Here is a 12,571-nt window from a genome sequence, read left to right as displayed (position 1 = left end):
GCTAAAAGCCTTTTTAAATGATTTAACAGCCACTAAAAAACGGCGGCGATAATGCAAGTAACCGCTTTAAGTACACTTGTTTGTGTAAGCATATTATAAAAGGTGGTTTACTGGTGGTGGAAGTTGTAAAAACGAGGTCATTAATTATTTAGCTTTTTTTGCCTCTAGAGTTTCTATTTCACTCCAGATTTTTTCGGCTTCTGCACTTAACATGGCGAAGCTTTTAATGTCGCCTTTTCTTTGTGCCTGCATGCCTTGCTCTAGTTTTACGTCGTATTCTTTACGCAGTTTTTTTACGGGATCAGGCTTTAAAAATGAAAACATTAGTATTCTCTTAATTTATTAAATTATATGTATTTAGTGTACGCATTAATTGGCTTAATAGTTCTTTGTTTGGTGAAAATGTTTACTTTGCGCTTTAAAAGCGCAAAGTAAACGCAGTGTAATTTTGCGTGCCAGTGCTAGTGCTTACGTTTCTGGCTCTAGGCGTTTAATACCTTGGCCATCAATACCTAAATAAATAAAACCATCACTGCCTTGGGCTAAGCTGCGTACTCTGCCTATTCCATCGAGTATTTTATATTGCTTAACAACCTTACCCTTTGAGATTTCCAATGCGCTAATAAATGCAAATTTCATTGATGCTAATAATAGCTTACCTTTAAGCTTTGGGTATTTATCACTCGTTACATACAACATATCGGAAGGGGCAATTGAAGGGGTCCAGTGTAATACGGGCGATTGCATGCCGTCTTTTTCTTTAAGGTCTGTAAACTTGGTACCGCTGTAGTTAACGCCATAACTTACTAAAGGCCATCCGTAGTTAGCGCCTTTTTTTATTATATTAAGCTCATCGCCGCCGCGTGGCCCGTGTTCGTGAGACCATAAAATATTATTTTGATTATCAAACCACATGCCTTGTGGATTACGGTGTCCATAAGACCATACCGCATGTTTTGCATTTTTTTGTTTAACAAACGGATTATCACTTGGGATATTACCATTTTCGTGTAAGCGATAAATTTTACCGCCGTCCCGCGTGAGATCTTGCGGGTTTATGTCGCGCGAGCCGCGATCGCCAATTGAAAAATAAACATAACCTTCATTATCAAACACAATACGACTGCCATAGTGTTGGCCTTTAGTGCTGTTATGCTCGCCTTTGTATAGCAATTGTTGATCAGATAACTGCGTGTGATCGCTATTTAGCTTGGCGCGCATTAAGGCGGTGTTACTTCCGCTTCCTTTGCCCTCACTACTTGAGTAACTAAAGTACAGCCATTGGTTTTGCTTACTATCGGTGTGTAGTGATAAATCAAGTAATCCACCTTGGCCATTAGCGCCAATGTCGGGAAGCCCTGAAACCTTAGTTAATTTAGTGGTATTTTTAGGTAATAAAAATAAGGCTCCACTGCGCTCAGATATTAGTAAATCACCATTAGCTAAAGGCTCAATAGCCCAAGGTATAACTACACCTTCTGCCGCTGTTACTGCGTTAACGCTAAGCGATAAAGTATCGAGCTGCTTATAGTTTTTTACGTAATCGCTTTTTGCATGCGCGGGTGCGTTAGTAGCAAATATAGCAACGGCTAAGCCTGCACTTATTAGTTTAGGGAGTGTGTTTTGTGACATTAAATTTATCATTATGGCTTCCAAAATTAATCCAATCTTACATAACCTTAACATGGCATAAATAAATTTGTTAAGTGCTGAGTTGAATGAAAAATGCACACTTATATATTTTAAAATTACCTCTTCACAGGAAATTGTTTTAGCAAATTGCGCTAATAAAAATTGAATAATTACTCTATTGGGGTTGAAAACTTGAAATTTGAGCGTACACTTGTGCGCTGAAGTTTGGGCGTACACGTGTAAGTTCAAAGCAATTAAGATTTGATAGAGATTTAACCATGATGACTCAAGTATTAAACCAATTTTCAAAATGGTTTTTACACCATCAAAGTTTTGCAGGCTACATAGAGCCCGTAATGCAGGTGTTTAAACCTGCTTGGCGTGCAGGGCAGTTTAGAGCGCAAGTAGTTAGTACAGCTGTACTTGATGGCGGTTTTTTAAGTGTGCAACTTAAGCCAAGCAAACAATGGCAGGCGCATACGTCAGGGCAGCATATAAGTTTAACGGTTGAAATTAATGGGCGATTATTAACACGCGTTTTTACCGTGGCCTCAAGCGCTAAGCAATTTAAAAATACAGGTTTGGTGCGCTTACTAATCAAAACAAATGCGCAAGGGCGCTTTACAGGCTTACTAAGCAGTGCATTAAAAGCGGGGTTGTGGTGCAATATTTCTGCGCCAAGCGGCGACTTTGTATTTAAAAACACACACACGCCAGCCACTTTTATTGCAGGCGGATCGGGTATAACACCTATGCTGGCTATGCTTGATGATTACTTAAGCCAAACTACACAAAAAGTGTCGTTAGTGTATTACGCAAAAGCTACTGAGCATCAATGTGTTGATGAGCTAAGTGAGTTGGCGGCGCAGTTTGAGCATTTTTCGTTTTTATTATTAACGCGTGAGCAATCAAGCGATATAACCAGCAATATTAAGCCGTGGGAAAATCCAGACATTTACTGCTGTGGTCCTGCAGCATTTATGCAAACGGTGGGCGATTTTGCTAAAACGCATAAGCTAAATTACTACCAAGAGGCCTTTGGTTTGGCGCTGCCTACCTTAAACGACGACAGCCAATTTAATGTAAAAATTAACGCCAGTGCCCATGTTGTATCGGGCAACGATGTTTTACTACCCCAGTTTGAAGCAAAACAATTGCCGGTTAAACGCGGTTGCGGTATTGGTATTTGTCATCAATGCCAATGTATTAAAAAGTCAGGCGTGGTACGTAATTTAAAAACAGGTGAATTGAGTGACAACGGCGAGCAATTAATACAACTTTGCGTAAGCCAACCTGTTAGTGATTTGGAGTTACAATTATGAAAAACATTAACTATGACATGCTCGCAAGCGAGCTAGATGCCATTAAAATGGACACCCTTGGCAAAGTTGGCCAACAAGATGCTGACTATATTCGCTCTGTTGTGCGCAAACAGCGAGTGTGTGAATGGAGCGGGCGAATTTTGCTAATGCTTGGTTTTATTCAGCCATTATTGTGGGTTGCAGGTGTGTTGCTATTAGCGCTTGCTAAAATTTTAGACAATATGGAAATTGGCCACAATGTAATGCATGGTCAATACGATTGGATGAACGACAAGCAACTTAACTCACAACATTATGAGTGGGACATAGCGTGCGATGGACAAAGTTGGCATCGCGTTCATAACTTTGAACACCATACGTATACTAATATTATTGGTAAAGACAGAGACTTTGGTTATGGCTTGTTGCGTTTAAGCGATGATTTCAAGTGGCGTTTTAAAAATGTATGGCAGTTTTTTACGTATATTAATTTAAGTGTGTTATTTCAGTGGGGCGTGTCGTATCACGAGTTAGCTGCAGAGCGTGTTTTTATTGGTAAAAAGAAAGAAAACCGCGAAGGGCTTGTATCGCACTCTACATTAAAGCAGCGCTTTTTTAGTAAAGGCGCTCGCCAGTTAATTAAAGATTATGCGATATTTCCGTTACTTGCAGGCCCTTTATTTTTATGGGTATTGGCGGGTAATTTAGTGGCAAACTTAATCCGTAATTTATGGACATCAACCATAATATTTTGTGGTCACTTTACTGAAGAAACGCAAACCTTTAAACAAGAAGACTGCGTAAACGAAACACAGGGACAGTGGTATTACCGCCAAGTACTGGGCTCGTCTAATATTAAAGGGTCGCATTGGTTTCATGTTTTAACAGGGCATTTAAGCTGCCAAATAGAGCATCACTTATTTCCAGATATGCCGTCTTCGCGCTATCAAGAAGTTGCACCGCAAGTACAATCTGTTTTGCAAAAACACGGTATTGATTACCATACGGGTGGCTTTTTTAGGCAGTATACGTCGGTATTAAAACGTATTATTAAATACTCGTTTAAATAAATTATTTGTTTTAAAAAATCGATCTATGTAACAGCATAGGTCGATTTTTTTGTTTATAGCACCCAAAGCGGTTGATTAGTAAACAGCACTTGCAAAAAATTCTCATAGTTAATTAAAAAAGCCTTACTTTAGCTATGGTTAAATAGCGTGTGATTGTCATACAATGGAGGGAAATAGACCACACAAGAGAGATTAAAATGGCCGCATTTGGTACCGTGTTTATGCCGCAGATGATTCAAGCTCGTTTTTCTGATAATAAATGGAGCGAAAGCTCAATTGTCCCTTCCGATAAACTTGAACTTCATGCTGGTGCGCACGTTCTTCATTATTCAAGTACATGTTTTGAAGGCTTAAAAGCCTTTCGCCATGAAGATGGTTCTGTTTATCTTTTTAGAATGGATGCAAACATTGCACGCATGCAACAAAGCTCAGCGCTATTAAGCTTACCGAGTTTTGACAGCGATATGCTAAAAACGATGATTATCGATATTATGCGCGAATACGCAGATGAAACGCCATTACCGCCGGGCTCTATGTATATTCGCCCAACGCACATTGGTACTGAGGCGGCAATTGGTAAAGCAGCAGCGCCATCAATGAGCTCGCTTTTGTACACGCTACTATCGCCAGTAGGAGATTACTTTGCCGGTGGTGCAACTGCACTGCGCGTACTGCTTGAAGAAGATGGTATGCGCTGCGCTCCGCACATGGGTATGGTAAAAAGTGGTGGTAACTACGCCAGTGCTCTAGCACCTATTAGTGCTGCACGAACTAAGTATCAAGCTGATCAAATTTTATTTTGCCCAGGTGGCGACGTACAAGAAACCGGTGCTGCTAACTTTATACTTATTGATGGCAACGAAATTATTACTAAAGCGCTCGATAGCACGTTTTTACATGGTGTAACGCGTAATAGTATTTTAACCATAGCCAAAGATTTAGGTATGACGGTAAGCGAGCGTAACTTTAGCGTTACTGAGCTATTAGAGCGTGCTGCTAAACCAGGTACTGAAGCGGCGCTTTCGGGCACTGCAGCTGTACTAACTGCTGTGGGTACATTTATTCATAACGATAAAGAGTACAAAGTAGGTACTGGCGAGCCAGGCCCAACGACTGCACGCCTTCGCCAAGCATTGAACGATATTCAATGGGGTAAAAGTGAAGACAAGCACGGCTGGTTAACTAAAATCTAATTATAGATTTATCAGCAACTCGCATTAAAAAGCCACCTAATCGGTGGCTTTTGTGTGTTTGGTTACTTTAAGCTGCGCTTATTAAAACTTCATTTCTATTTTACCGTACACGTAGCGTCCGTTAAATCCATACGGCGAGAAGCTAGAGTAAGCAAATAAACGTGAGAAGGTGGTTACATCGTCAACATTTTCACGGGTTGCATCTGGGTAAACATCAAAAATGTTATTAGCCCCTAAGCTCAGCGATAAGTTTTCGCTAAGCGAGTAGGCGACATCTAAGTCGGTTATCCATTTAGGCTTAAGCACTTCGTTACGTTCTGGGATATCTGAAGGGTCTTGAGTTTCGCCGTAACGCGTTGTTCTAAGCGTGGTGCGTATGTCGTCGTTAGTCCATGTTGCGCTTAAGTTGTACTTATTACGCGGTGTGCTTACTTCAAAACGACGTAGCTCAGTGCCTGAGAACAAGTTGTCTTGATCAAACCCAGCACCTTGCAGCTCTGCTGGTGGGTCGATAATATTTGTTACTTCATTTTTACCGTAGTTGTAACCTAGGTTAAAGGCTAAATCGCCATAACCATCAGTTGCTACATTATAAGAGGCAACCACATCAACACCACGGGTTTTACTGTCAATTGCATTTAAGAAGAAACGACCTTGGTTAGCGCCTGTGCCTTGAAGTAAATCGGCAATAGCATCGCCCGATAAGTTGTTTGATAACACAATGCGGTCATCAATTAATATTTGGTAGTAATCAACCGATAAGCTGAAATTAAAGTCGGTAGACCATGTAAAACCAACGCCGTAGTTAGTAGCTTCTTCTGCATCAAGACCAGGTGAGCCCAGTGCTTTTGCTACATCGCTGCTTGGTGCGAACGTACCTGTTTCGGTTGGTTCGCCATCAACAAATACAGTGGCCACTGAGGTAAAGTATTGTTGCTGCAAAGAGGGTGCTCTAAAACCAGTTGATACAGAGGCGCGCAGCGCTAAGTCTTCAGTTAATGAATAACGAGTCGCAACTTTACCGTTAAGTGTATCGCCAAAGTCTGAGTAATCTTCATAACGGGCGGCAACCGCTAAATTCCAATCGTCGGTTAGGTAGGTTTCAAGGTCTATATACAAGCTCACGTTATGGCGGCTATTGTCGCCCTCTGATTCGGGTGTAAACCCCGGGAATACTTGTGCGCCCGCTGCGCCAAATGGGCCATCAACTGGGTCGGTTACTGCGCCTCCTGGGCCAAATGTGCCTTGTGCATATGAAGCTTCTTCGCCTGCATCTATTTGGTATCCTTCGCGGCGATACTCAGCACCTACAGCTACACTTACCGAGCTTTCTAAAAAGCTGACGTCTACTTCGCGACTAAAATCAACGTTTAAGGTAAGTTGATCGTAAGTAAGTGTTCCTGCATCAAAGCTTGTTTGGCTAGTCGGGCCGTATGAGGTATTTAAACTATTTATTACACCAAACTCAAATGCATCTTGACCATATACGGCAGATACATCGTAATTCCATTCACTTACAAAACCTTTAGCGCCAAGTGCCAGTGAAAAGTCATCTATGTCTGAGGTGATAACAGGTAAAAAGCCATCAGGGTATACTTCTTCTATATTACGGCTATCGCTTGCACGGCGATAAAAACCACCGCCTTCGCCTTCGCGTTTGCTGTAAGAGCCAAACGAATATAAATCGACCTCATTTGTTAACTGGTAACCTGCGTTATAAAACACTGAAAAGTCTTCTACATCGCCATTACCAAAGTTATGGTTATATCGATTTACGGTAAGTTCACGTGGGTCGAGAGAGCCATCATCTAATCGTGCGTAGTTTTCACGATTATCGTAGTCAGAGCGGTTAGTTGAATGGCGGTCGCGGTATTCTGTTGAAATGTTTAAAAAGCCATTATCGCCAAGTTCAAAACCCATATTACCTTGCAGCGTTAGTGTTTGGCCGTCTGTTAAAGAGCGATCGCCCCCTTCAGTAAAGGCTAAATTACCATCACTGCCTTCAGATACAGACTCAAGCTGTGGTACACCGTCCATTTCGGTTACGTTAGCACCATATATAGCCGCAACTGAACCACCGCTGCTGGCACTTTTAAGCACAATATTAATAACACCGGCTATAGCATCAGAGCCATATTGGGCTGCTGCACCATCACGTAATACTTCAATGCGGTCGATAGCATTTGCTGGAATAGCATTTAAATCAACTGATGATGAACCACGACCCGTTGAGCCATTTAAGTTAAGTAATGCATTACTGTGGCGGCGTTTACCATTAACAAGCACTAAAGTGTGATCAGGTGCTAAACCACGAAGTTGAGCAGGGCGTACATGGTCGCTACCATCAGTAAGTGATGCTTGCGGGAAGTTAAAGCTAGGTAATAAATTGCTAAGTAGGGCATTCGTTTCAGTAAAGCCTGAATTTTTAAGTGCATCTGCACCAATTATATCGATGGGTACTGCACTGTCTTCTACTGTACGGCCTAATCGGCGAGAGCCAATTACGCTTATTTGTTCGATGTTTTCTTCTGCTTTGGTTTCTTGCTCTGCAGCATTTACTGAGAGCGAACCAACTAGTGCAGCTGATGCACTCATGGCGAGTAATATTTGTGGTACCGACTGCTGTAATTTTAATAACGGTTTTCTATTCATGCTGTATTTCCCCATACCCATTGAATTATTTTAGTTTTTTACAAAAAGATAAAGATTAAACCTCTTTGTTACCTTGAACATATACTTAATTAACAAAGTCAGTCAATTGAATAACATTCAATTAATTTAAGGTTTTTTATAATTACATTTGGTTGTTTTTTATAATGACCATTGTTTTAGTTATATAGCGAAGGTGATTGCTAAGTAATTGATGGATAATGAATTATATTTAAAAATTAAATTTAACGTTTAATTAACTGGTAAGATGAGGTTGGTAGATTTAACTAATTATTTGTAGGAAGCCATTTTTATTGGGCTGGCAATAAACAACTGTTGAGCTATAAATATTTTTAAAAATATAAAATAAAAATACACCCATTAAATGTTAACTAAATTAACATTTAATGGGTGTATTATAAATTATGTACTACTTATTAGAACCTATACTTTAAAGCATGAAGTAATTTTGTTTTTATAAGTAATTGGTATAAAAAAGAGTGCTAGAAATAGTGTTAAAATTTAATTTTTCCAATAAGTATGTCTTTAAACATTACCCAATCTCCCCACAAACTGTAAAAAGGGTGTTTAAAAGTAGCAGGGCGGTTTTTTTCAAAAAAGAAATGCCCGACCCACGCAAACCCATATCCAATAACAGGTAATAGCCACAATAAACTGTAGTGTTGTTTTAATAATGCTATTGCGATTACAACAAGAACGAGGGTGCTTCCTATAAAATGTAAGCGGCGGCAAGTCACGTTGCGATGCTCTTTTAAATAATAAGGGTAGAAGGCTTTAAAGCTTTTAAACGTGGGGTTTGTACTTTGCATAGTGTGCTCTTTTATTGTTTTTTATTTTAATGAGGGTAATGCTATTAAAGCGTAAGTTTACATTTGTTTACAGCGATAAATGGCGCTTAACGCATCTATATAGACAAAAGGGCTAAAAGTTAATAGCTTAGGCGCACTATTAATAAATAAGAATGGAACTCGGGATGTTTAAACATACTCTAGCGTGTGCTGTAATTGTAGCGCTTAGCGGCTGTTCAGAGCCAACTAATACGGTAACTCAAGAAGAAGTAAAAGCACCTATGAAGCAAGTTAACGCAGTTATATACCCAGAAACAAAAAAAGGCGATGTAGTAGATACCTACTTTGAAGAAACCGTTAGTGACCCATATCGTTGGCTTGAAGATGATATGAGCAGCGAAACTGCCGATTGGGTTAAAACGCAAAACAATTTAACGTTTTCTTATTTAGAACAAATACCTTATCGCGATAAGTTAAAGCAGCGCCTTGAAAAACTAATGAACTACGAAAAAATAGGCCCTCCTTTTACTGAAGGCGATTACACCTATTTTTATAAAAACGATGGCCTGCAAAATCAATATGTTTTGTACCGTAGTAAAGATGGCGGCGACGTAGAAGTATTTTTAGACCCAAACAAGTTTAGTGAAGATGGTACGACGTCTATGTCGGGTTTATCGTTTTCAAAAGATGGTTCATTGCTCGCGTATCAAATATCTGAAGGTGGCAGCGACTGGCGTAAAATTATAGTTATTGATGCACATACTAAAGAGCAAGTTGAAGAAGCGCTTGTTGACGTTAAATTTAGTGGCATTGATTGGTTAGGTAACGAGGGCTTTTATTATTCAAGTTACGAAAAACCTAAAGGCAGTGAGCTGTCGGCTAAAACAGATCAGCATAAAGCGTATTACCATAAGCTAGGTACTGCACAATCTGCAGATAGTGTTGTATTTGGTGAAACTGATGAACAAAAGCATCGCTATGTAGGCGCTGATGTAACTCATGACGGCCGCTACTTACTTATTTCAGCTAGTACGTCTACTTCAGGCAATAAGCTGTTTATAAAGGACTTAACAAATAAAAACAGTGAGTTTGTAACGGTTGTAGGAAATACTGATTCAGATACATCAGTTATTGATAACGAAGGCAGCAAGCTGTTTTTAGTTACTAACCTTAATGCACCAAACAAAAAAGTAGTGACGGTTGATGCAAGTAACCCAAGCCCTGAAAATTGGGTTGATTTAATTCCTGAAACCAAAAACGTACTAAATCTTACAAAAGGCGGCGATACCTTTTTTGCCAACTACATGGTTGACGCGATTTCGCAGGTAAAACAGTACAACAAAAAAGGCGAGCTAATTCGCGAAATTACATTGCCAGGCGTGGGTACAGCACGTGGTTTTGGCGGTAAAAAAGATCAAACAACGCTTTATTATTCGTTCACTAACTACAAAACACCAGGTACTACTTATACGTTTGATGTAGCTACGGGTGAATCGGGTGTTTATCGTAAGTCGGCTATTGATTTTAATAGTGATGATTACACGTCTGAGCAAGTGTTTTACACATCAAAAGACGGCACTAAAATACCGATGGTAATTACCTATAAAACAGGCATTAAGCTTGATGGATCAAACCCTACAATTTTATACGGTTACGGTGGTTTTAATATTAGTTTAACGCCAAGCTTCAGCCCCGTTAATGCAGTATGGCTTGAGCAAGGTGGCGTATACGCCGTCGCTAATATTCGCGGTGGTGGTGAGTACGGTAAAGACTGGCACAATGCAGGCACTAAATTGCAAAAGCAAAATGTGTTTGACGATTTTATTGCCGCAGCTGAGTATTTAAAAGATAAAAAGTACACGTCTAAAAAGCGCTTAGCACTTCGCGGTGGCTCTAACGGTGGTTTGTTAGTTGGCGCAGTAATGACGCAGCGCCCAGACCTATTCCAAGTTGCTCTACCTGCAGTAGGTGTACTTGATATGCTGCGCTACCATACATTTACTGCCGGCGCTGGCTGGGCATACGACTACGGCACCAGTGAGCAAAGCAAAGAAATGTTTGAATACATTAAAGGTTACTCACCACTTCATAATGTAAAAGCAGGTGTTGAGTATCCAGCGACTATGATCACAACTGGCGATCATGATGACCGAGTTGTTCCTTCGCATTCGTTTAAGTTTGCCGCTGAGCTTCAAGCAAAGCAAACGGGTAATAATCCAATGCTTATTCGCATAGAAACCAATGCTGGGCATGGTGCAGGTACACCAACGAGTAAAACAATTGAGCAGTACGCTGATATATTTGGTTTTACGTTATACAACATGGGCGTAGAGTCGTTATAAAAGCGCTTTAACAAAATAGCTAACTTTAATAGCTGAGCAAAAAGGCCGAGTAAATTAAATTTACTCGGCCTTTTCAATGTTAGCAGTTAGCAGTTAGCTACTGCATAGGTGAAAACAATCGTTGGTATGTTTTATAGGCGTACTCGTCGGTCATTCCACTCAAATAATCGCAAATTATACGCATCCCTTGGTTTTGCTTTTGCGCTTCTATGTATTGTGCTTGTGTTGTTTCGGGCAATAAACGCAGCGGATCGCTAGCAAAAGCGGTAAATAACTCTATTAGCAAATTTTGACCTTTAAATTCTATTTGCTGCATTTCGGGGTCACGTATTAAACGTTGAAACACAAAATGCTTAAGTATTTGCAATACACTGTCGTATTGGGCATCTAATTTAGCGGTGTACTTTAAAATAGGGCATTCAAAGTTATCGTTTTGAATATCCAAATGTATATGAATAATAAAGGTATTAACCAGCTCACCTATGGCATCTTTTCGCTCATAATCATTTTTTGAAAACAAGCGCTGGGTCAGCGATTCAAGCATGGCGTTTAGCCAGTCAAAGTTTAGTGCTTTTAAATGGGGCAGAGCATGGGTTTGCCAATCGTCTAATGTGAGTACGTGGGTTGCAATGGCATCTTCTAAGTCATGTACCGCGTATGCTATATCGTCGGCATGTTCCATTATGGCGCTGTCGAGCGATTTATACGTTGTTTTAGCGCGGTACTTATCAATAGCGGCATGGTTACCTAGCAATGTTTTATCGTTTTGACTCAGTGGTTCTACTATCCAATTGAATATGGCTGCATCGTCGTTGTATAACCCTTTGGCAGGGCGCCAATCATCTGCTTTTATAAATGCACGACCGGTTGTGGCATCGGGAATGGTATGCCAAAGCGTATTAATAAACGCGGGGTATTTTATAAAACCTAATAAAGTACGACGAGTTAGGTTCATACCGTGCCCATTACTATAGGGCTCAAGTTTTGCAACTATGCGCAGTGTTTGTGCGTTACCTTCAAAACCACCGTGATCGCGCATCATGTAATTTAGCGCTATTTCACCACCATGACCAAAAGGCGGATGGCCAATATCGTGCGCCAAACACAGTGTTTCTAGCAGTCCAGTTGATGGAAAGTGCGTAAAGTCGCTATGTTGCGCTTTTAAATGGCGCAATATGCCGGTACCAATTTGCGATACTTCTAAAGAGTGGGTAAGGCGAGTGCGGTAAAAATCGTTTAGGCCAATACCCATAATTTGGGTTTTAGCTTGCAAACGCCTAAATGCTGCGGCATGAATAATACGCGAACGGTCGACCTGCCACGGCGAGCGGTTATCGTTAGGACGATGTTTATATTGCTCTATTATTCGGCTTTGCCATTGTTTATCCATACTGCTTACTCACACATAGTTAATATTATTAAACTTTGCTCAGTATACCCATGGACTTATAAATTGCGAATGAACAAATGCACTACATAGGCTCTGTTTTATCTAAAACCCAAATCCACTGCTGAAAATTCAACCGTAAAAGGTCATCAAACCCCAGTTATTCGCGTTTATAAAGTGGCTTAGGT

9 protein-coding genes are annotated in these 12,571 nt (G+C 40.4%); 4 read left to right on the top strand and 5 right to left on the bottom strand.

Going from position 1 to position 12,571, the window contains the following annotated elements; translation table 11 throughout:
* Nucleotides 1–144 precede the first annotated feature (144 nt).
* Both H5126_RS08195 and H5126_RS08190 read right to left on the bottom strand, forming a co-directional pair.
* The gene (locus tag H5126_RS08195) at nt 145–324 is read right to left on the bottom strand and encodes a DUF6435 family protein (RefSeq protein ID WP_007375469.1); all 180 of its coding nucleotides are present in this window, start codon (nt 322–324) and stop codon (nt 145–147) included.
* A gap of 144 nt (nt 325–468) precedes the next feature.
* Nucleotides 469–1,644 carry a PQQ-dependent sugar dehydrogenase gene (locus H5126_RS08190; RefSeq protein ID WP_182720444.1) on the bottom strand — a complete coding sequence of 392 codons (1,176 nt, stop codon included), beginning with the start codon at nt 1,642–1,644 and terminating at the stop codon, nt 469–471.
* Between the two features lie 266 nt (nt 1,645–1,910).
* Here H5126_RS08190 and H5126_RS08185 point away from each other — a divergent pair, with 266 nt between their 5' ends.
* The 3 genes from H5126_RS08185 to H5126_RS08175 all read left to right on the top strand — a co-directional run bounded on the left by H5126_RS08185 (nt 1,911) and on the right by H5126_RS08175 (nt 5,196).
* Entirely contained in the window at nt 1,911–2,954 is a 1,044-nt protein-coding gene (locus H5126_RS08185; RefSeq protein ID WP_182720445.1) for a flavin reductase family protein, read from the top strand.
* Nucleotides 2,951–4,003, top strand: coding sequence for an acyl-CoA desaturase (locus tag H5126_RS08180; RefSeq protein WP_182720446.1), 1,053 nt, complete (start codon nt 2,951–2,953; stop codon nt 4,001–4,003). Before H5126_RS08185 ends, H5126_RS08180 begins: the two co-directional genes overlap by 4 nt.
* A gap of 191 nt (nt 4,004–4,194) precedes the next feature.
* Complete coding sequence (locus H5126_RS08175; RefSeq protein ID WP_257983256.1) at nt 4,195–5,196, top strand: branched-chain amino acid aminotransferase; 1,002 nt, start codon at nt 4,195–4,197, stop codon at nt 5,194–5,196.
* 81 nt (nt 5,197–5,277) lie between these two features.
* Here the strand turns inward: H5126_RS08175 and H5126_RS08170 are convergent, their stop codons facing one another.
* Both H5126_RS08170 and H5126_RS08165 read right to left on the bottom strand, forming a co-directional pair.
* On the bottom strand, nt 5,278–7,848 hold the full coding sequence (locus tag H5126_RS08170; protein ID WP_182711618.1) for a TonB-dependent siderophore receptor: 2,571 nt from the start codon (nt 7,846–7,848) through the stop codon (nt 5,278–5,280).
* A gap of 512 nt (nt 7,849–8,360) precedes the next feature.
* Nucleotides 8,361–8,675: a DUF962 domain-containing protein gene (locus tag H5126_RS08165; RefSeq protein WP_182720447.1), complete on the bottom strand. Its 315-nt coding sequence runs from the start codon at nt 8,673–8,675 to the stop codon at nt 8,361–8,363.
* 164 nt (nt 8,676–8,839) lie between these two features.
* Here H5126_RS08165 and H5126_RS08160 point away from each other — a divergent pair, with 164 nt between their 5' ends.
* The gene (locus tag H5126_RS08160) at nt 8,840–10,996 is read left to right on the top strand and encodes a prolyl oligopeptidase family protein (protein WP_182720448.1); all 2,157 of its coding nucleotides are present in this window, start codon (nt 8,840–8,842) and stop codon (nt 10,994–10,996) included.
* 97 nt (nt 10,997–11,093) lie between these two features.
* On the opposite strand, the gene H5126_RS08155 is transcribed toward H5126_RS08160, so the two are convergent.
* A complete protein-coding gene (locus tag H5126_RS08155) occupies nt 11,094–12,386 on the bottom strand; it encodes an anti-phage deoxyguanosine triphosphatase (protein WP_024595429.1) in 1,293 nt (430 codons plus the stop codon).
* Between the last annotated feature and the right edge of the window lie 185 nt (nt 12,387–12,571).

The organism is Pseudoalteromonas sp. SG45-3 (genome assembly GCF_014164075.1).
Lineage (GTDB): Bacteria > Pseudomonadota > Gammaproteobacteria > Enterobacterales > Alteromonadaceae > Pseudoalteromonas > Pseudoalteromonas distincta.
Note: the sequence above shows the minus strand (reverse complement) of the source record. Positions and strands in the feature narration are given on the sequence as shown.

Excerpts from the sequence above, each read along its gene's own strand:
- H5126_RS08195 (WP_007375469.1), bottom strand. The coding sequence starts at position 324 with ATGTTTTCATTTTTAAAGCCTGATCCCGTAAAAAAACTGCGTAAAGAA.
- H5126_RS08190 (WP_182720444.1), bottom strand. The coding sequence starts at position 1,644 with ATGATAAATTTAATGTCACAAAACACACTCCCTAAACTAATAAGTGCA.
- H5126_RS08185 (WP_182720445.1), top strand. The coding sequence starts at position 1,911 with ATGATGACTCAAGTATTAAACCAATTTTCAAAATGGTTTTTACACCAT.
- H5126_RS08180 (WP_182720446.1), top strand. The coding sequence starts at position 2,951 with ATGAAAAACATTAACTATGACATGCTCGCAAGCGAGCTAGATGCCATT.
- H5126_RS08170 (WP_182711618.1), bottom strand. The coding sequence starts at position 7,848 with ATGAATAGAAAACCGTTATTAAAATTACAGCAGTCGGTACCACAAATA.
- H5126_RS08165 (WP_182720447.1), bottom strand. The coding sequence starts at position 8,675 with ATGCAAAGTACAAACCCCACGTTTAAAAGCTTTAAAGCCTTCTACCCT.
- H5126_RS08160 (WP_182720448.1), top strand. The coding sequence starts at position 8,840 with ATGTTTAAACATACTCTAGCGTGTGCTGTAATTGTAGCGCTTAGCGGC.
- H5126_RS08155 (WP_024595429.1), bottom strand. The coding sequence starts at position 12,386 with ATGGATAAACAATGGCAAAGCCGAATAATAGAGCAATATAAACATCGT.